Origin of the sequence: Acutalibacter intestini, assembly GCF_034334985.1 — a bacterium.
In the GTDB taxonomy this organism is placed as follows: domain Bacteria; phylum Bacillota; class Clostridia; order Oscillospirales; family Acutalibacteraceae; genus Acutalibacter; species Acutalibacter intestini.
Window position 1 is genome coordinate 102,594 of the sequence record NZ_JAWXXL010000002.1, and the last position, 14,195, is coordinate 116,788.

The 14,195-nt window shown below is 52.6% G+C and carries 30 protein-coding genes, 1 tRNA gene and 1 other RNA gene; 8 read left to right on the top strand and 24 right to left on the bottom strand.

What is annotated here, in order from left to right; genetic code table 11:
• Positions 1-304 precede the first annotated feature (304 nt).
• Complete coding sequence (locus U8U68_RS02805) at positions 305-847, top strand: hypothetical protein (protein ID WP_322199337.1); 543 nt, start codon at positions 305-307, stop codon at positions 845-847.
• 44 nt (positions 848-891) lie between these two features.
• On the opposite strand, the gene asnA is transcribed toward U8U68_RS02805, so the two are convergent.
• From asnA to U8U68_RS02820, 4 genes are all read right to left on the bottom strand, one after another.
• Positions 892-1,893: an aspartate--ammonia ligase gene (gene asnA, locus U8U68_RS02810; protein ID WP_322199338.1), complete on the bottom strand. Its 1,002-nt coding sequence runs from the start codon at positions 1,891-1,893 to the stop codon at positions 892-894.
• 152 nt (positions 1,894-2,045) lie between these two features.
• Positions 2,046-2,957: a 4Fe-4S binding protein gene (locus tag U8U68_RS02815; protein WP_322199339.1), complete on the bottom strand. Its 912-nt coding sequence runs from the start codon at positions 2,955-2,957 to the stop codon at positions 2,046-2,048.
• Positions 2,930-3,097 carry a CD1871A family CXXC motif-containing protein gene (locus U8U68_RS22280; protein ID WP_367575778.1) on the bottom strand — a complete coding sequence of 56 codons (168 nt, stop codon included), beginning with the start codon at positions 3,095-3,097 and terminating at the stop codon, positions 2,930-2,932. The genes U8U68_RS02815 and U8U68_RS22280 overlap by 28 nt, the downstream gene beginning before the upstream one ends.
• Positions 3,066-3,605, bottom strand: coding sequence for a TlpA family protein disulfide reductase (locus U8U68_RS02820; RefSeq protein WP_322199340.1), 540 nt, complete (start codon positions 3,603-3,605; stop codon positions 3,066-3,068). Before U8U68_RS02820 ends, U8U68_RS22280 begins: the two co-directional genes overlap by 32 nt.
• A gap of 580 nt (positions 3,606-4,185) precedes the next feature.
• On the opposite strand from U8U68_RS02820, the gene U8U68_RS02825 reads away from it, so the two are divergent.
• Positions 4,186-4,261 (top strand) — tRNA-Ala (locus tag U8U68_RS02825).
• A gap of 221 nt (positions 4,262-4,482) precedes the next feature.
• Complete coding sequence (locus U8U68_RS22285) at positions 4,483-4,809, top strand: helix-turn-helix domain-containing protein (protein WP_367575779.1); 327 nt, start codon at positions 4,483-4,485, stop codon at positions 4,807-4,809.
• Between the two features lie 18 nt (positions 4,810-4,827).
• On the opposite strand, the gene U8U68_RS02835 is transcribed toward U8U68_RS22285, so the two are convergent.
• The gene (locus tag U8U68_RS02835) at positions 4,828-5,037 is read right to left on the bottom strand and encodes an XRE family transcriptional regulator (protein WP_322199341.1); all 210 of its coding nucleotides are present in this window, start codon (positions 5,035-5,037) and stop codon (positions 4,828-4,830) included.
• Between the two features lie 155 nt (positions 5,038-5,192).
• On the opposite strand from U8U68_RS02835, the gene U8U68_RS02840 reads away from it, so the two are divergent.
• From U8U68_RS02840 to U8U68_RS02850, 3 genes are all read left to right on the top strand, one after another.
• Positions 5,193-5,342: a hypothetical protein gene (locus U8U68_RS02840; protein WP_322199342.1), complete on the top strand. Its 150-nt coding sequence runs from the start codon at positions 5,193-5,195 to the stop codon at positions 5,340-5,342.
• 2 nt (positions 5,343-5,344) lie between these two features.
• Positions 5,345-5,412, top strand: an RNA gene (locus U8U68_RS02845) — hammerhead ribozyme type II.
• A gap of 13 nt (positions 5,413-5,425) precedes the next feature.
• Entirely contained in the window at positions 5,426-5,578 is a 153-nt protein-coding gene (locus U8U68_RS02850; protein WP_322199343.1) for a hypothetical protein, read from the top strand.
• A gap of 75 nt (positions 5,579-5,653) precedes the next feature.
• Here U8U68_RS02850 and U8U68_RS02855 read toward each other — a convergent pair whose 3' ends face one another.
• The 6 genes from U8U68_RS02855 to U8U68_RS02880 all read right to left on the bottom strand — a co-directional run bounded on the left by U8U68_RS02855 (position 5,654) and on the right by U8U68_RS02880 (position 8,149).
• Entirely contained in the window at positions 5,654-6,067 is a 414-nt protein-coding gene (locus U8U68_RS02855) for a hypothetical protein (RefSeq protein WP_322199344.1), read from the bottom strand.
• Between the two features lie 13 nt (positions 6,068-6,080).
• Positions 6,081-6,410 (bottom strand): hypothetical protein, encoded by a 330-nt coding sequence (locus U8U68_RS02860; protein WP_322199345.1) that lies wholly within the window; start codon positions 6,408-6,410, stop codon positions 6,081-6,083.
• Positions 6,410-6,973 carry an SH3 domain-containing protein gene (locus U8U68_RS02865; RefSeq protein ID WP_322199346.1) on the bottom strand — a complete coding sequence of 188 codons (564 nt, stop codon included), beginning with the start codon at positions 6,971-6,973 and terminating at the stop codon, positions 6,410-6,412. Before U8U68_RS02865 ends, U8U68_RS02860 begins: the two co-directional genes overlap by 1 nt.
• Before the next feature lie 162 nt (positions 6,974-7,135).
• On the bottom strand, positions 7,136-7,375 hold the full coding sequence (locus U8U68_RS02870) for an N-acetylmuramoyl-L-alanine amidase (RefSeq protein WP_322199347.1): 240 nt from the start codon (positions 7,373-7,375) through the stop codon (positions 7,136-7,138).
• A gap of 14 nt (positions 7,376-7,389) precedes the next feature.
• Positions 7,390-7,650 (bottom strand): DUF6275 family protein, encoded by a 261-nt coding sequence (locus U8U68_RS02875; RefSeq protein WP_322199348.1) that lies wholly within the window; start codon positions 7,648-7,650, stop codon positions 7,390-7,392.
• A complete protein-coding gene (locus U8U68_RS02880) occupies positions 7,643-8,149 on the bottom strand; it encodes a hypothetical protein (RefSeq protein WP_322199349.1) in 507 nt (168 codons plus the stop codon). Before U8U68_RS02880 ends, U8U68_RS02875 begins: the two co-directional genes overlap by 8 nt.
• Positions 8,150-8,252: 103 nt before the next feature.
• Here U8U68_RS02880 and U8U68_RS02885 point away from each other — a divergent pair, with 103 nt between their 5' ends.
• Positions 8,253-8,531 carry a helix-turn-helix domain-containing protein gene (locus U8U68_RS02885; protein ID WP_322199350.1) on the top strand — a complete coding sequence of 93 codons (279 nt, stop codon included), beginning with the start codon at positions 8,253-8,255 and terminating at the stop codon, positions 8,529-8,531.
• A gap of 45 nt (positions 8,532-8,576) precedes the next feature.
• Here U8U68_RS02885 and U8U68_RS02890 read toward each other — a convergent pair whose 3' ends face one another.
• The 7 genes from U8U68_RS02890 to U8U68_RS02920 form a co-directional block, all read right to left on the bottom strand.
• Positions 8,577-8,693 carry a CD1375 family protein gene (locus U8U68_RS02890; RefSeq protein WP_367575780.1) on the bottom strand — a complete coding sequence of 39 codons (117 nt, stop codon included), beginning with the start codon at positions 8,691-8,693 and terminating at the stop codon, positions 8,577-8,579.
• 56 nt (positions 8,694-8,749) lie between these two features.
• On the bottom strand, positions 8,750-8,854 hold the full coding sequence (locus U8U68_RS02895; RefSeq protein ID WP_322199352.1) for a CD1375 family protein: 105 nt from the start codon (positions 8,852-8,854) through the stop codon (positions 8,750-8,752).
• The gene (locus U8U68_RS02900; RefSeq protein WP_322199353.1) at positions 8,854-9,036 is read right to left on the bottom strand and encodes a hypothetical protein; all 183 of its coding nucleotides are present in this window, start codon (positions 9,034-9,036) and stop codon (positions 8,854-8,856) included. The genes U8U68_RS02895 and U8U68_RS02900 overlap by 1 nt, the downstream gene beginning before the upstream one ends.
• Positions 9,017-9,442: a hypothetical protein gene (locus U8U68_RS02905; RefSeq protein WP_322199354.1), complete on the bottom strand. Its 426-nt coding sequence runs from the start codon at positions 9,440-9,442 to the stop codon at positions 9,017-9,019. Before U8U68_RS02905 ends, U8U68_RS02900 begins: the two co-directional genes overlap by 20 nt.
• Before the next feature lie 413 nt (positions 9,443-9,855).
• Positions 9,856-10,179 carry a GPW/gp25 family protein gene (locus U8U68_RS02910; protein ID WP_322199355.1) on the bottom strand — a complete coding sequence of 108 codons (324 nt, stop codon included), beginning with the start codon at positions 10,177-10,179 and terminating at the stop codon, positions 9,856-9,858.
• A gap of 9 nt (positions 10,180-10,188) precedes the next feature.
• The gene (locus U8U68_RS02915) at positions 10,189-10,587 is read right to left on the bottom strand and encodes a phage tail protein (RefSeq protein ID WP_322199356.1); all 399 of its coding nucleotides are present in this window, start codon (positions 10,585-10,587) and stop codon (positions 10,189-10,191) included.
• A gap of 115 nt (positions 10,588-10,702) precedes the next feature.
• Positions 10,703-11,455, bottom strand: a complete 753-nt coding sequence (locus U8U68_RS02920; protein ID WP_322199357.1) for a phage late control D family protein — start codon at positions 11,453-11,455, stop codon at positions 10,703-10,705.
• Between the two features lie 85 nt (positions 11,456-11,540).
• On the opposite strand from U8U68_RS02920, the gene U8U68_RS02925 reads away from it, so the two are divergent.
• The gene (locus tag U8U68_RS02925) at positions 11,541-11,699 is read left to right on the top strand and encodes a hypothetical protein (RefSeq protein WP_322199358.1); all 159 of its coding nucleotides are present in this window, start codon (positions 11,541-11,543) and stop codon (positions 11,697-11,699) included.
• Between the two features lie 38 nt (positions 11,700-11,737).
• Here the strand turns inward: U8U68_RS02925 and U8U68_RS02930 are convergent, their stop codons facing one another.
• From U8U68_RS02930 to U8U68_RS02955, 6 genes are read right to left on the bottom strand one after another with little or no spacing between them, the layout of a single operon-like run.
• Entirely contained in the window at positions 11,738-11,911 is a 174-nt protein-coding gene (locus U8U68_RS02930; RefSeq protein WP_322199359.1) for a phage tail protein, read from the bottom strand.
• Positions 11,912-11,935: 24 nt separating this feature from the next.
• Positions 11,936-12,220: a hypothetical protein gene (locus U8U68_RS02935; RefSeq protein ID WP_322199360.1), complete on the bottom strand. Its 285-nt coding sequence runs from the start codon at positions 12,218-12,220 to the stop codon at positions 11,936-11,938.
• Positions 12,163-12,924 (bottom strand): phage tail tape measure protein, encoded by a 762-nt coding sequence (locus tag U8U68_RS02940; protein ID WP_322199361.1) that lies wholly within the window; start codon positions 12,922-12,924, stop codon positions 12,163-12,165. Before U8U68_RS02940 ends, U8U68_RS02935 begins: the two co-directional genes overlap by 58 nt.
• Positions 12,816-13,478, bottom strand: a complete 663-nt coding sequence (locus tag U8U68_RS02945; protein WP_322199362.1) for a hypothetical protein — start codon at positions 13,476-13,478, stop codon at positions 12,816-12,818. The genes U8U68_RS02940 and U8U68_RS02945 overlap by 109 nt, the downstream gene beginning before the upstream one ends.
• Before the next feature lie 27 nt (positions 13,479-13,505).
• Positions 13,506-13,961, bottom strand: coding sequence for a hypothetical protein (locus U8U68_RS02950; protein ID WP_322199363.1), 456 nt, complete (start codon positions 13,959-13,961; stop codon positions 13,506-13,508).
• Complete coding sequence (locus U8U68_RS02955; protein WP_322199364.1) at positions 13,876-14,157, bottom strand: hypothetical protein; 282 nt, start codon at positions 14,155-14,157, stop codon at positions 13,876-13,878. The genes U8U68_RS02950 and U8U68_RS02955 overlap by 86 nt, the downstream gene beginning before the upstream one ends.
• Positions 14,158-14,195 lie beyond the last annotated feature (38 nt).

A 14,195-nucleotide genomic window follows, 5' to 3' on the forward strand; every position in this document is an offset into this window, starting at 1 on the left:
CGATCTGATTAATCTCGGTTTTTCACATCCAAATGGCACTTCACTTTGTCATAGAAGAAATGCCACTGAGCGCCAGTATTTAGACTATCAAGTCCCTCCTGTTTCCACGACCACCCCTTCCTCTATCCGTACACGCTTTAGCCATTATCAAATGAGTAACAATGTGTACGCTAGAATCTATCTTGAAACAGAACCTGTGTAAATAAATCCACATTATGCCTGTGATCCCAAAGAGCCCCCTCACCGGCGAGAGGGCTCTTTAAAAAGCACCTAGAAAAGTACACCTGTTTTAAGGGGAATATAGATGAAAAAGAAAATTTCTCTGCTAATCATTGTTCTTTGCCTGGCGTTAGCCGCCTCCGCCCTCTACCTCTTCACCCCCTCCACCCGAAAGTACGACTGCGTCCTGGCCGTCAACGGCCGGGACTACAAGGCCAGCGTCCGGCTGAAGGTCCCCCGGTACAAGCTTATCATGGGTAACCCAGAGGGAACTTTAGAGGTAAAGCCCGCCGAGGCCATAGAGGGCTGGGCCGCCGCTTCTTCCGGTACGAAGGGCAGCTTTTTCAACAAACTGTTCGGTGATAATAATTTTTATCAGTTTGACATTTCTATGGCTTTCTATGACGGCCAGGATGAGCTATACAAACTCTCCACTGTGGGAGCGATCTTTCTCAATCACGAGGCCGGCTTCGCCCCTTGTTACGGCGTAACGGTGCTGCCCCGCGGCTTAGACCGCCTGGCCCTGGCCTTGGAGTTGACCCTGGACCAGGATGATCCGCCGGTCATCATGGAAATATGCTCGGCAGAAGGCGGCAAAGAGCTGCTGCCCTACACACATGATACATGACTGAAGAAGAGCCCCCTCACCGCCGAGGGGGCTCTTTTTATGATTTACAGCAGCACAATGCCCGCAGCCTTGCAGGCGGCCCTGGTCTCCTGGTCCCACAGGGAGGCCTGGACCTCGCCGATGTGGGCCTTGCCCAGCAGCAGCATGCACAGGCGGCTTTGGCCAATGCCTCCGCCGATGGTAAGGGGCAGCTCTCCATGAAGCAACATCTTGTGGAAGGGCAGCGTCCGCCGGGCATCGCAGCCGGTCTCCCTAAGCTGCCGGTCCAGGGACTCAGGGTCCACGCGAATACCCATACTGCTGATCTCCAGCGCAAGCCCCAGCGGTTCATGCCAAAATAGCAGGTCGCCATTCAAGGACCAATCGTCATAGTCCGGAGCGCGGCCGTCGTGAGGCTTACCGCTCTTCAGCTTTCCGCCAATTTGCTGAATAAATACAGTTTTATGTTCTTTTGTAAAGGCATTTTCTCTTTCTTTCGGCGACAAACCGGGCCATAAATCTTCCAGTTCCTGCGCAGTGATAAAGGTCACATCCCGACAGAGGGAAATTGCAAGATCAGAGAACTGCCATTGCAGCTCGTCTAAAGTACCGCAGATAGCACTTACAATTTTTCGGACTGTCTCTTGCAAAAATTGCAAAGTACGTTCCTCTTTGCAAATAACCTTTTCCCAGTCCCACTGGTCCACATAAATTGAATGGAGATTATCCAGTTCTTCATCCCGACGGATGGCGTTCATATCGGCCACTAAGCCATTTCCCACAAAAAAGTCATAGTCATGCAGGGCCAGACGCTTCCACTTAGCCAAAGAATGCACCACCTGGCCGTTTCCATTCACAGCGGGAATATCAAAGCCTACTGGGCGCTCCACTCCATTTAAGTCGTCGTTCAGGCCGGTAGCGGGGTCCACAAACAGCGGCGCTGTTACACGTTTCAGATGAAGGGCCGCACACAGCTTTACCTGAAAAATATTTTTGATAAGTCCTATCGCCTTTTGGGTGTCATAAAGGCCTAACGCGGGAGAATAATCTTGAGGAAGAATGGTCATACCCGGTCACTTTCCTTTCGTTATATGAAAGACATTATGATAGAAGCCTGCAAATTCTCTTTGTTTAATCATTTGCGGTTTTTTTATTATAGCACAAAAAGGACGGATTGTCTACAATAAGCTGCAAAATAAGCGGCAGTCTCCTTCTTCCCTCACTCTGCTTTTTCTGATTTCAAGCTGCTTGTGCTCTTTTCTTTCCCTACAAAGCCAGAGGTAATTGCCTTTGTAGGACAAATTTCTTTACACTTTCCGCAGCGGATACACTCTGGGCTATTGATATTTTTTGTAACCTCTACCGCCATAGGGCAAGCACGCTGGCACTTTTGACAACCCACACATTTATTTTTATCAAGCTGCATCTGATAGAAGCCGAAGCGGTTAAAGAGGGAATAGAAAGCGCCCAGTGGGCAGAGATAACGGCAAAAAGGGCGCTGAATAAACATGCATGCCGCTAGGATGAATACAAGAACCAGTACTTTCCAGCTAAAAAGCACACCTACGACCGCCCGTAAGGAGGGATTAGCCAGCAGCAGCGGAATACCGCCCTCAAGAGTCCCAGCGGGACATAGATATTTGCAAAAATAAGGTGAGGTGACCCCTATATCCGTAATAGCAAAAGCTGGAAGCAGAATTACCATTACCAGCAGAATGATGTACTTAAGCCAACGAGCTGGCCGGTCTACTTTTTTCGGCACCTTCCACTTGGGCACTGGTATTTTGTACAGCAGATCCTGCACCAGCCCAAAAGGGCACAGGAGCCCGCATACTAGGCGTCCCAGCACCACGCCGAATAACATCAGCAAACCTAATACGTAAAATGGAAAGTGGTGATTGCCACCGCCCAAAGCCGCCTGTAATGCCCCAATGGGACAAGCTCCCAGCGCACCGGGACAGGAATAGCAGTTCAGCACTGGCACACAAAGCGCCTTTGTACTGCCAGTAAAAATTTTTCCCTTTGCAAAGCCCAGCAGGTAGCCGTTTACTAACACAGCGGCAGCTAGCTGGACCTTTCGCTGAAAGCCCATCTTCCCCTTTTTCAACCGATTCCAATGCACTCTAGGCATATCATCACCGCCTTTTGCAGCACTTCTACTTGCTCTCTACCCAGCAAGCCAATGGCGATAAATATTAGCGCTATAGCTAAAAGACCATATCGCGCGGCCAAAATCCGCTTACTTTTCAAGGCTAATTTCCGCCTTTCCACTGGCTTTTAGCGCTTTATTCACAGCCTTAAGAAAAACGCCTTCAAAGTCCTGGAATCCGCCTCCAACGATCGGGTCGCATACCTGACCTCCCGTTGAATCCAGAAAAATAGTGGTGGGTACGCCCTGGACTTCTTTTAATAGCGCTTTAAAACTATCATTCCCGCTAACTAAGGTGATCCCCTCATACTCGGCCCATTGCAATAATTCCCTTGCATTATCTTCATTCTTTTCTCCATCAACACAGATGGTAATAAGCTGCACGTTCTCTGGCAGGGCTTTTTCGAACGCGGCGAGGTCCGGCATTTCCGCAATGCATGGGGCGCAGTAAGTTCCCCAAAAGTTAATAAGCGTCAAATCCTTTGCTTCAATGTCTTTTTGGCTAAACGTACCACCATCTAGTGTGTCGGCAGTAAAGGAACCACTCTCTCTGGCAGAGCAGCCAGAAATCAGCAAACTGATAAGCAAGAAAACAAGCAAGACAGGTGCCGCAACTCTTTTACATTTCATATAAATAACCTCTTTTCTAAATTTTTCATAGCTACTTCAATCCAGCAGCCCGGATAATAAACAACACCCAAATTTTTCAGATAGAATAAAACGCATTTTTAAATATTCAGGAGCAGTTCACCACTCTCACTCAACAAATGAAGATTTTACTCCAGTGGGAATATAGGAGGCCCTATACTTGCTAAACTTTATTTTACCAGATTACGGTTGGATATGCAATCCGTTTTTAAGCTAAGTTCGTACGATTTTTGTTCCCGACATAAATATTGTTTATAATTTTCACATTTGCAAATACAATTATAATTTGTATATATATAAATCAAATAAAATAGAAAAAATTGAAATTGGGACTTTACAAGCTGTTCTTTTTGTGGTAAAATAATACTGTTCTGAAATGAGCAGGTTCATTCTACTATTTCCTTAAATTGAGATTCTTAGTTTTAAGCTTTGGAGCACAGGTCATGATGGTTTTATGACCTGTTTTTAGAAGGTAGATCTTGAAGTGATTAGTTTGTTATCTTAAGATAGCTGGCAATGCAGTTCATTATTAAGGAATCACTTTTATTATACTTTACTATTTGGGCCCGTAGCTCAACTGGGAGAGCGCCAGGTTCGCAATCTGGAGGTCGAGGGTTCGATCCCCTTCGGGTCCACCAAAAGAGAGCCAGGCGAACCCAAGACCGATCATCACAATAGTCGGCGGGGTATTCGCTCTGGCTTGTCCATTGGATTTGCTGATGGACAGATAGAATAAAGCCACTTGGAAAAACCAAGCGGCTTTATTTTTGGAAAATACATATCGAAAATCGATATTATCTAACAAATCACTGAAATCTATTCCGATATATGCTAGACTCTACCATAAAGGAGACTGGCTATGATACGGATTCTACTGTCCACCCGGCTTGGTGAACTGAGGTGGACGCAAGCGGACCTTGCGCGTAAAACGGGCATACGGCCCAACACGATCAGCGAGTTGTACCACGAAGTGGCAACCCGCGTGAGCCTGGAGCAGCTGGACAAAATCTGCGAGGTGCTGGGCTGTGATTTGACGGAGCTGATTGTCCGTGTGCCAAATGAGCCGGGAGCGAAAACATTTTCCGGCCATAGAAAACGAATGTACAGGGGTCCCTCTCCTGAGAGCCTGAGTGTGTCGCTTGGGCTCTTTCTTTATCTCCAAAACGAAAAGGCGCTGTCTCCCTAAAGAGGGACAGCGCCTTTTTCACACTTCGTCGCCGTTGGGGAATTTGAACGAGCACACAAACTCCGCGCCCAGTGCTTCCGCGATCCTATTCAGCTCAGCCGAGGAGAACTTCCCGGTTTTCATCCGTTGGCCAAATGCTTGGGACGAAGAACCCAGCCGCCGGGCCAGCTCCGCCTCACTGATGCCGGCGTAGGTGGTAGCCAGTTTGATTTTCTTTGGAATGTCCATCTTAATCCCTCCTGCTTGCTATTATAAAGATTTACATTTCTCATGTCAAGCTTAAGATTTGATAGCAAAAGGAAAATGTTTCAACAAACCCTTGACGACTGAAAGGCTATCGTTTATAATAGACTTGCAACGAAACAGCAATGGAGTAATTAAAAATGACAATCCGCGAATTGAGGCAGGCGCTCACCGAAATCGACAATCAAAATCTAACCGTGCGGGAACTGAGGGCAATCCTTTTTGAACAGGAGGAACAAGACCGGGAACTTCACGAAAACGACCTTTTCAAACTTGCTTATGGCAAATAAAGTGCCGAAACGCCCCGCCAGGGGCGTCCACCGAGGAACGGCCTCCCGGTGCTGAAGATGGCAGGCCAGAAAGGATAAATACCATGACAATATATGAGAAAATCACGAAAATTTGTGAGCACAAAGAGGCTTCCGAGACGGCGACTAAAATGCTCCAAAACGCGATTGAGCGTGGCCAGAGGAATTGCTATAATGAAATAGCCGAGGCCGTGTACAGCACCTACTTTGAGAAATAGCCCCGGAAAACAAAAAGCCCCCAGCCCTCCCAGCCGAAACATCGGCCCGGGAAAGCCGGGGGCTTTCGTATGCGTTTACGCGCTCAACGTCAAGGTACCCACACCCATTTTCTGGTTGCGCACCTCTGCCTCGATGCGGCTCTTGAGGTACTCATTCAGGTCACCATAGGCAGTTTGCAGATACGTGATGGCCTCGGCGGTGAGCAGATTCTTGGCCTGGGCCACGGCGATCCCCAGGGCCTCCTGCTGGTTCTCTTTGGTGAACTGCCCGTTCTCCTTCAGCTTGTCCACATACACCTGGCTGGTGTACGTTACGGCGGTGGAGATAGCGTCGGCAGCGGCCTCCAGGTATTTCCGGGCCGCATCGCTCTCGGACTTCTGGCCCAGATAAGCGGCCAGAGCCTTGAGCCCCTTTCCGATGAACGCCGCGCACACGGGCACGGCGGCCACCAGAACGGCCTGCAGTAAAGTTGTCAGAAATTCATTCATGTCTTTTTCCTTCCTAGCCCATCGGGCCGTCAGTGTTGTTTTCGTCAGTCGTGAAACTATTTGCCTTTGCGCTCTCAAAGGTAATGCCGCCCTCCCGGTGGTCGGACTTTGCCATGTTCAGGTAGAACGAACACACCACCCCATGCGCCGTCCAGGGCAGGCCCACCATCGCCGAGAGCCAGGGCAGCGACCCCGCATAGCCCTTGTAGATGCAGTACGCCGCCAGCAGCAGGCCCCCGAGGGTCACGGCCCAAAGGAGCCAGCGAATGTCAGAGATGAGCTGCTTGGAAAAGTCCGGGCGGGTTTTCACCTTGATGGTCTGCTCCTTCATGTGGGCGGGCATTACAGCTTCTCCTTGATACGCTTGGCAAGCACAGCGGCTTTGCAGTCGCTATGGGTCAGGCCCAGCTTGCCGCCGCCCACGCCGCTGATGATCCCCTTGTCCACCAGCTCCTTGATGTCTTTGCGCCAGTAGCCGGGCACTTCCTCAATGGTGTTGTAGGTGGGATTGATTTCATCGTACATCTTCTTGAAGGTCTTGCCGTCCATGATAGAATCCTCCTTTGCCGCCGGGTCTTTTGCCGACGCGATTTTGTTGATGTAATCAAGGCATACCCAGCCCTGACCGCAGTAGCCCCAGTTTCCGTCCTCTTTGGTGATGGTGAGCACCGTGCCGTCTGGGAAGGTCTTGAGCACCTGGCCGCTGACAGGCTCTTTGCGGCAGTTGAGGCCGTCGTCTGCATTGACCTGCCCCTGATAAGGCTTAAAGGGCTCGACGGGTACGTTCAGTTTCTGGTTGACCTCTTTGGCAATCTGGCCCAGGCGGCCATAGATGTAATCGCCGGGGCAGGACTTGTTTTCGTAGTCCCGGTGCACCGTCAAATTGCAGCCATTCAGATGGTTCATGCGGGTGCTTTTGTCTGTAGACCACACCAGTTTTTGAATACCATTGCGCCTGCAAATGTCCGCGCACAGCGCAATTAAAGACTTCCAGACGTTGGCGTTAATGGCGTATGGGTAGAAGGCGTCGCTGGCGCATTCGATGGTGATGGCCCGGTGGTCATTCTCTCAGCTGGACGTACACCAGGAACGGTCCCCCTCGTCCACCACAGTGCAGATGCGGCCGTCGTAGCCGATGCCGTAGTTGCAGCTAGCCCCTTTGGATTCCCTGCTGAACTCGCTGCACAGAGCGTCAATGCCCATCTGCCCCACTACGCAGTGTATGGTGATGGTGTCGATTTTGTGATTGCGCGGGCTGTTGCGGTTGGGGCTTATCAACCGCTTGCAGCTTAAGGCGCTGTTACTCATATTTGCCGCTCCTTTCACTCCTTGATTGCGAAGTTCTCCCACTTCTTGTACACGTCCACATACATCTCGCGCTTATCTCCGTTGTAGGTAACCTCGTAGTACATCCCGTCGGGAACCGTGGTACTCAGCAGGGCCTTGTTGTTCTGCAAAGCTTTACACAGCCAGACCACATACACATCGTCCATGCTGATTAAGACGTTATCGGTCTTCTCGGCATGGCTGTTGAAGTAATCTTGAACTGCTGCCTTACATTTTGCTACGAACTGGTCATTCATGATGAACCTCTCCTTCCTGTAAAAAATCATGCTTCTTTAGACGTTCTTTGTAGTTCTCCCGGATGTTCTCAATGGCCAATACGGCCCGGTTGTTGGGGTAATCCGGGTGATCGTTACAGAACCGCTCATAGGCGTCTATCTCAGCTAACGCCTCAATAAATTCCTCTTTTGTGTGGTCAATGGAGCGCAAAAGTTCATTGTTGAAGCGCAGAATTTCCATTCTATGCTTATCCGCGTCCCGCTTATCATCCGCGTCGATGTGCTCATCCAGACGTACTTCCAGTGTATCCAGCTTTTTCTGGGCTTCCTGCTGGGCCAGTGTCACTTCGTCCAGCTTCTCAAGCACGTCACTGTTTGCGGCCCGGCCCAAGTGCCCCAGCAGCCGCTTGAAGAATTTCCCCAGCGCCGACCAGGGGCTTATCTTTATGGGGGAAATCTGCACCAGAAGCATGGCAACGGCCAAAACACTGCCCCCGGCGAAAAGGTTTCCGAGTGTCAAATTATATCACCTGCCTTACTTCCAAATGTAACTTGACGCCACGCCCATTTGGACATATAATGACGCTATTACGGCCAATTGGCCGCAAAAAAAGAGGTGCAATATGTACAACGACACACTGCTGGTTGACGAAAATCCACCAGTTGGGGAGACAGGTTACGTGTATGTTATTCCCGAGCACCGCTACCTGTTCTACCAGCGCGAGGCTCTTGGGCTTACCCAACAGGCCGTAGCAAACGCCGCCGGAATCAACATCAGGCAGTACCAACGGCTGGAAAGCGGTGAACGCTCCATGTCCTCCACCAGTTTGCGGATTGGGCTGGCTGTTTGTGATGTCCTACAGCTTGACCCGCATCGTTTTGTCCTTCCACCAAAGACATAAAGCAAAGGGCCGCCCAATCGGACGGCCCTTTGCTTTTCGAAGCGTTTACACCTCCACTTCCAGATCGGCGAGGATTTCTTTCACCTGCTCCCGGATGAGAGCGGGTACCTGTTCCAAGGTTTTGCGGCCCTTAATGATCAAAGTCGCGTACACAACCGCCATGATTTCCACCTCCTTCCGCAGCAAAAATCTTAATATTCTCTTCCGGAGTCTACTCATTATTTTGCCTCCAACAGAACCTCAACCTCCGCCCGAAGATGGGCCGGAACATCCTCTAAAGTTTTCCGGCCACGGCGAATCAAGTTAGCGTAGATTGCCGCCATTACACATCACCCCCTAACATAGCTTCATAGACATCACAAAGGGCTAACTGCGTATCCTCCAGCTGATTCTCCAGGGCTGTCACTTTAGCCTGTAACGCCTGATTTTCAGCGGCTAGCTGCTCGTTGGTCTTGCGCTTTTGCAGCTCTCTAATTGAGTCCTTTCTATGCACAATCACGCCCATTATTTGGAATCTTGATGTGTACGTCCTCCACAGTCTCCCAAACCGGCCCGCTGGGGCTGGTAACACGGGTGTCCTTTGCCACCAAAATGGCGCTGAGTTGGGGCTCAGAAATATGGAAGCGCTGGGTGCACACCGCCGCCTGGGCCTGGGGCCGCTTAGGCAGATACATGAGCTGGGCCAGGGCGTCCAGGTTTTCCCCCTCCGCCCGGCTGGGGATGTTCTGGTTGCCGGTATAGTTGTTCAGTACCCGCTCGTGGGTGAGGATGCTGGCCACCCACTGAATAAGCACCCTCTCCGGGCTGCTGGGGTAGACCGTTTCGCCGGTGATTTGCTGGTAGACCTGCACGAGCAAAGACACCAGCGCGGCTGCGTTGGTGTCGATGAATTGGTATTGGGGATTGCGCATACGGCTTCCCCTTTCAAAATGAAAAAGCTCCGGCCCTGTCACTTGACATTGCCGGCGCTTGTGGTATAATGAAAGTAGAGAAAGGCACCGCCGATAGACGGTTGGCCCGGTTTAAATTACTTTATGCAAAAGTAATCGCTACCTTTGACCCGGAGCGGTTACTTTTTTGCACTGTTGATGAGTGCTACCAACAGTGGAACGATGATGGCAAGAACCATCATCACTATCGATAACGTCTCGTAAGTGCTCATTAGCTAGCCCTCCTTTCCAGTCGATTCCCTTTCGGGTTTCTATGTAATCAGAGGGTCCAGACCCTCTGGAGAGGGCCAACCGTCCACCGTTATGGCAGTACCTTTCGCCTCCCTTTTCGGGGGGCATTTCTATTATACCAGCTTGTCAGAACTTGTCAAATCTTATTCCCCCACCGGGATCTCCACCTCCACCGTAGGCGTCAGCCTTCCCGGCTCCAGAGGATTCTCCGCGAAGCGGATATTTACCATCGCCGCCCGAGGCTCCCAGCTCTCGATGGCCTCCCGCACCTCGCCGATCATCATGACTTTGGCCACCGGCATGGGCTTGTCCAAAAACTCCTGGGACAGGCCGAAGTCCCGGTAAAAGGGCACCGAGCCCTTTGGCGTGGCCAGAATCAGCGCAATGTTTTGCAGCACGGCGTTCACTGTTTCCGATTCGTTCAGCCGGATGTTTCCCAGGTCCGTGGCGCTCACTGGATAGCTCATAGACTCACCTTACGATTTCAAATATTCTTGCAGATCTAAAAATACTTCGGCGGCAATTAGGCTGCCCTTGCGGTCGTGAGCGGTGATTTTGGCGCTGTGCTTTTCCACATTCCAGCGATACTTGCCGTAGGCCTTGTCTCCAATCACCAGCCGCACAGCCTCTCCGCCGCGTTCCAGCTTGAAAAATTTCGCGATCTCCGCCACCATGTCCACCCCCGGCTCCCGAACCAGGGTAACGGTGAATTTCATAGTGTCCGGGTCAACGCCGGTAAACTCCGTCAGGGCGTTCATGTTGTGCCGCTGGTGGACCGCGTACCGGGCCGAGCCGGACCACTCCATATCACGAATGGTCTCGACAGTCTCCTCCGACACCTGAAAGATGATGTCGCCCAGGCATCCGATCACCATATAAATCCCCTCAAATCAGGTTGGTATCTTCCTAATCCGCCCCAGAATGTACCCGTCGCTGCCGTGGCAGGGCAGGAACAGGGCGAGGACCATATCGTTCACCCGGGCGAGGCCCTCAATCTTTTTGCCGGTCAGCGGGTTGGAATAGCTCACCCGACAGGACGCATATTGGGCGCCCTGCGGTGCTGGTACGCAGGCTGTAGCTCAGGTAGTCCCGGCCCTTCTGGATGGTACGTACCGGGGCTTTTTTCTCGAACTTGCTCTGGCCGAAAATCATCAACAGCTTGTCTGTGGATTTCAGAGATAGCTCAGCGTCCCGACACAGCCGTTCCAATAGCTTGATGTCGCTCTGCTTGTGCTGCTCGATACGGTCGTAGCTGGGGTTGTGGCTGGACTCATACATACACTTCATGCCGTTGGCTCCGGCGATCTCATGGGCCATGCCGGAGAGGGTATCGCTTTCCCAGGCCTTTGTTTTCTTGGTCTGCCGGATGGAGCTGGAAAAGGGCAGTGCCGTTGCCTTGACCACCACCACCGAGGGCGGGCCGGAGGCCTCCACGCTGTCCGGCTCGAACTCCCCGCAGGGCAGGCGAATGTCCCTTCCGCCGCCAAGAACAGCAGAGCTGCTCTTCCAGTTTTCCATGACGATATCTGCCTTGACTTTGAACTTCCCGCTGGCAGCGGCGTTCACCTTCTCTCGCCAGAGCCCCGCCCGGTCCTGGAGGCAGATTTGCAGGTCGTCCCCTTCGCCGTCCTCGTTGTCGGTGTAGCAGAGACTGAGAAAATAGGGCCGGAGGCTTTTTGTGATGTTTACGCCTTGAAAAGTGATGTCCCCAAAGGTTCGGCGGGAAAGGCTTTCAGCACTCATAAATCTGCCTCCTTTTGGAAAAAGCTTGACCTCCCGCGAGATTTACGTTAAAATATAGATAGATTCAAAGAAAGGGGGCCCATTTATGCCGCCCAGTGAAAAAGAATTGATCATGTACCAGAAATCCACCGCATATGACCTGATTGGCCTGATCAAAAGCTCCGGGGGAGCGGATAAAACCTACACGCCAGATGAGCTGGAGGAATTGATCAGGGCCTACTTCAAGGGCCTGGAAGAAAAGTAGATAACCCGCTGGGGCCAGGTGAACGCCTGGCTCTTTTTTTATTGCTTCCTCGGCGGCAAGCCTTCCATGCCGCTCTCATTCCCCACCTCCGGCAGTGTCAGCACAATGCCCGCCGGGAAGGTGTAGAAGCCGAGACAGCGCCGGTTGGCCATCATCAGCTTGTCGGTGTCGTGGATGCTGCCCAGGGTTTTGTGGGCAATCCTATCCCACAAAACCCTGGGAGGTGGTGTGGGTGTTCATCCGTACCGCCTCCTTGCTGAATCCATGGCATACTCCTCCCTCACCTGGCGCACCCGGGCCTCGAATTCCGCGCTGTACTCCCAGAGCTTTGCTACGGCCTTGGGGGTGGCGTTACCCTCAAACTGGAAGTAAATCTGCACCACAACCGATTCCTCGCCAGAGGGGCCGGCCGGAGCCGCGCTCAATGCCGACTGCCTCTGCATGGCTGCGGTCTGCGTGGCGTTTACCACCTGCTCCCCGCCCTGGAAGAACACCAGCTGGGGGCCGTTCTCGCCCACCATCGCGAAGCAAGGCTCGGCGTCTGTGGTCCCCGTGGCATAGCCGCGGCGGCTTTCTTCGCCGCGCTGAAAGCCACCACCCCGTCGGGGACCGCGCCCACAGCCCCGGCGGTCCCCATGAGGACCTTTGCCAAAACAGGATGCTCCTGGATTATCGTATCAATGAAAGATATGACCCCTGTTCCAGCCTGGGTCAAAAGGCGTATTGGGGGCATGAACTCTTCGCCAATGGTCAGGCTCAGGCCGTCCGTGGCGGACTCTAGCAGGGTCAGGTCACCGGCCTGGTTGTCCAGCTTGATGTTTGCCATACGCGGGGCGGCCCCGGCAGAGTTATAAATGCTCTGGGTCAAGCTCTGGTAGTCGGCCTCGCTGGCGCTGATGATGGCCAGCATCCCCAACATGGTCTCTTTACCGAAGATGGTACTTGCCGCCGCGGACTGTTCCGCCTCACTCATGCCGTAGAATGCACCCCGAAGATTGCCCACCATGTCCAGCATGGGCAGCATTTTACCGTTGGAATCGGTCAGGCTGATAGGCAGCCGCTCCATCTCGGCTGCCCGTTTTTCCGTAGGCGCGGCCAGATTGGCAATCGCCGTTTTCAGCGTGGTGCCCGCCTGGCTGCCCTTGATGCCCGCGTTGGCCATGAGACCCAGAGATACGGCGGCGTCCTCGGCAGAGTAGCCCAAAGTGCCGCACAGCAGCGCCACATACTTAAAGCTCTCCCCCAGCAGGAATACATTGGTGTTGGATTTGGAGGAGGCCGAGCCAGCACGTCCACAAACTGGCCCGTGTCGGCGGCGGTGAGGCCTTGTCGGTGACGATGTCCGCCACTCCTGCCAGGTCCAGCACGCCGGGCATACCCGCCAGCATCTGCTGGGCGTTCCACCCGGCCATGCCCATGTAGCCCATAGCCTGGCCGGACTCGTCCGCCGTAAACTTGGTGGAGGCTTCCAGCTCCCCACATACCGTTGGCGTCCCGGGTGGCACAGGCCCGTACGGCCATCATCGTCATGAACTCCCAGGAATGGTGGGGGTACATGAGGTTCTTCAGCCGGTGGTTCAGCTCTGCCTCAATGGCGATGGTGTCCTCACCACTGAGAGATCTGAAATCAAAGTGCAGCGCCCCAACAATGGTGTTCTCATAGGTGAAGGGCTTGTTCAACCTGCGGGTAAATACAGAAGGATCGGGGTCCTCCTGGGCTTCCTGCTCCAAAGCCTCTACCTGTTCCATCTCGTCCTTTATCAAGGTTTCTTTTGCCATGATGAATCTCTCCTTTACAAAAACAAGTCAGGTCAACCGCACGACTGCCCCAACCCAAGTGCTTTTATTCTCCCAACGCCTTGCGTACATCGGCCCAGCAGGCATGTCCATCGCCCCTCTCTGATGCGCTTCATACTCTGGCCTTACCTTCCCCTGCGCCTCCTCTATCAGTTCCTGGGACAGCTTGTGGTAGTTGGCATAGTGGGCCGTGCCCGGCTCCTTGACCTTGAGCCTGGCCACCGCCAGGGACTCCCCAGGGACCAGCAAATTTTTCACCAGCGGGTGTGCCTCCACCAGCTGGGCATACTCTTTGAGAAGGTTCTCACGCTCCCCCCGAAACACCTGACTGGTGTGCAGATACCCTTTGATGTCGGGGCCCATGTAGCAGTAGATTTTGTTACTCTTTCGGGCCGTAGTTCTGGCTCCCGCAGACGTGCCCGTCCGGGCCAACTTTGCAGATGTTGCTGTAGTCTTGTTTGCCATATGTTACCTTTCTTTCTACCGGGGAAGTTTCCATATCGAGACTCACCTCCTTCTCTTCCATAAATTGACTCAGCCTCTTTGCAAAAATAATACTTCGTTCCATGGCTGATTGGGCATCCCCGTTTTCCTTTTGGAAATGGGTCCCTTTCACGGTCAGCTCTCGTACAGATAAGTTGGACACATCGGTTACAACCATATTGCAGTACCTCCTGCTATATGGTTGTCGGCATATCT

What these genes read in the sequence shown, in the direction of transcription:
- U8U68_RS02805 (WP_322199337.1), top strand. Translation starts at nt 305, where the DNA reads ATGAAAAAGAAAATTTCTCTGCTAATCATTGTTCTTTGCCTGGCGTTA.
- asnA (WP_322199338.1), bottom strand. Translation starts at nt 1,893, where the DNA reads ATGACCATTCTTCCTCAAGATTATTCTCCCGCGTTAGGCCTTTATGAC.
- U8U68_RS02815 (WP_322199339.1), bottom strand. Translation starts at nt 2,957, where the DNA reads ATGCCTAGAGTGCATTGGAATCGGTTGAAAAAGGGGAAGATGGGCTTT.
- U8U68_RS02820 (WP_322199340.1), bottom strand. Translation starts at nt 3,605, where the DNA reads ATGAAATGTAAAAGAGTTGCGGCACCTGTCTTGCTTGTTTTCTTGCTT.
- U8U68_RS22285 (WP_367575779.1), top strand. Translation starts at nt 4,483, where the DNA reads ATGATACGGATTCTACTGTCCACCCGGCTTGGTGAACTGAGGTGGACG.
- U8U68_RS02835 (WP_322199341.1), bottom strand. Translation starts at nt 5,037, where the DNA reads ATGGACATTCCAAAGAAAATCAAACTGGCTACCACCTACGCCGGCATC.
- U8U68_RS02840 (WP_322199342.1), top strand. Translation starts at nt 5,193, where the DNA reads ATGACAATCCGCGAATTGAGGCAGGCGCTCACCGAAATCGACAATCAA.
- U8U68_RS02850 (WP_322199343.1), top strand. Translation starts at nt 5,426, where the DNA reads ATGACAATATATGAGAAAATCACGAAAATTTGTGAGCACAAAGAGGCT.
- U8U68_RS02855 (WP_322199344.1), bottom strand. Translation starts at nt 6,067, where the DNA reads ATGAATGAATTTCTGACAACTTTACTGCAGGCCGTTCTGGTGGCCGCC.
- U8U68_RS02860 (WP_322199345.1), bottom strand. Translation starts at nt 6,410, where the DNA reads ATGCCCGCCCACATGAAGGAGCAGACCATCAAGGTGAAAACCCGCCCG.
- U8U68_RS02865 (WP_322199346.1), bottom strand. Translation starts at nt 6,973, where the DNA reads ATGAACCATCTGAATGGCTGCAATTTGACGGTGCACCGGGACTACGAA.
- U8U68_RS02870 (WP_322199347.1), bottom strand. Translation starts at nt 7,375, where the DNA reads ATGAGTAACAGCGCCTTAAGCTGCAAGCGGTTGATAAGCCCCAACCGC.
- U8U68_RS02875 (WP_322199348.1), bottom strand. Translation starts at nt 7,650, where the DNA reads ATGAATGACCAGTTCGTAGCAAAATGTAAGGCAGCAGTTCAAGATTAC.
- U8U68_RS02885 (WP_322199350.1), top strand. Translation starts at nt 8,253, where the DNA reads ATGTACAACGACACACTGCTGGTTGACGAAAATCCACCAGTTGGGGAG.
- U8U68_RS02890 (WP_367575780.1), bottom strand. Translation starts at nt 8,693, where the DNA reads ATGGCGGTTGTGTACGCGACTTTGATCATTAAGGGCCGCAAAACCTTG.
- U8U68_RS02895 (WP_322199352.1), bottom strand. Translation starts at nt 8,854, where the DNA reads ATGGCGGCAATCTACGCTAACTTGATTCGCCGTGGCCGGAAAACTTTA.
- U8U68_RS02900 (WP_322199353.1), bottom strand. Translation starts at nt 9,036, where the DNA reads ATGGGCGTGATTGTGCATAGAAAGGACTCAATTAGAGAGCTGCAAAAG.
- U8U68_RS02905 (WP_322199354.1), bottom strand. Translation starts at nt 9,442, where the DNA reads ATGCGCAATCCCCAATACCAATTCATCGACACCAACGCAGCCGCGCTG.
- U8U68_RS02910 (WP_322199355.1), bottom strand. Translation starts at nt 10,179, where the DNA reads ATGAGCTATCCAGTGAGCGCCACGGACCTGGGAAACATCCGGCTGAAC.
- U8U68_RS02915 (WP_322199356.1), bottom strand. Translation starts at nt 10,587, where the DNA reads ATGGTGATCGGATGCCTGGGCGACATCATCTTTCAGGTGTCGGAGGAG.
- U8U68_RS02920 (WP_322199357.1), bottom strand. Translation starts at nt 11,455, where the DNA reads ATGAGTGCTGAAAGCCTTTCCCGCCGAACCTTTGGGGACATCACTTTT.
- U8U68_RS02925 (WP_322199358.1), top strand. Translation starts at nt 11,541, where the DNA reads ATGCCGCCCAGTGAAAAAGAATTGATCATGTACCAGAAATCCACCGCA.
- U8U68_RS02935 (WP_322199360.1), bottom strand. Translation starts at nt 12,220, where the DNA reads ATGGTGGGCGAGAACGGCCCCCAGCTGGTGTTCTTCCAGGGCGGGGAG.
- U8U68_RS02945 (WP_322199362.1), bottom strand. Translation starts at nt 13,478, where the DNA reads ATGGCAAAAGAAACCTTGATAAAGGACGAGATGGAACAGGTAGAGGCT.
- U8U68_RS02950 (WP_322199363.1), bottom strand. Translation starts at nt 13,961, where the DNA reads ATGGCAAACAAGACTACAGCAACATCTGCAAAGTTGGCCCGGACGGGC.
- U8U68_RS02955 (WP_322199364.1), bottom strand. Translation starts at nt 14,157, where the DNA reads ATGGTTGTAACCGATGTGTCCAACTTATCTGTACGAGAGCTGACCGTG.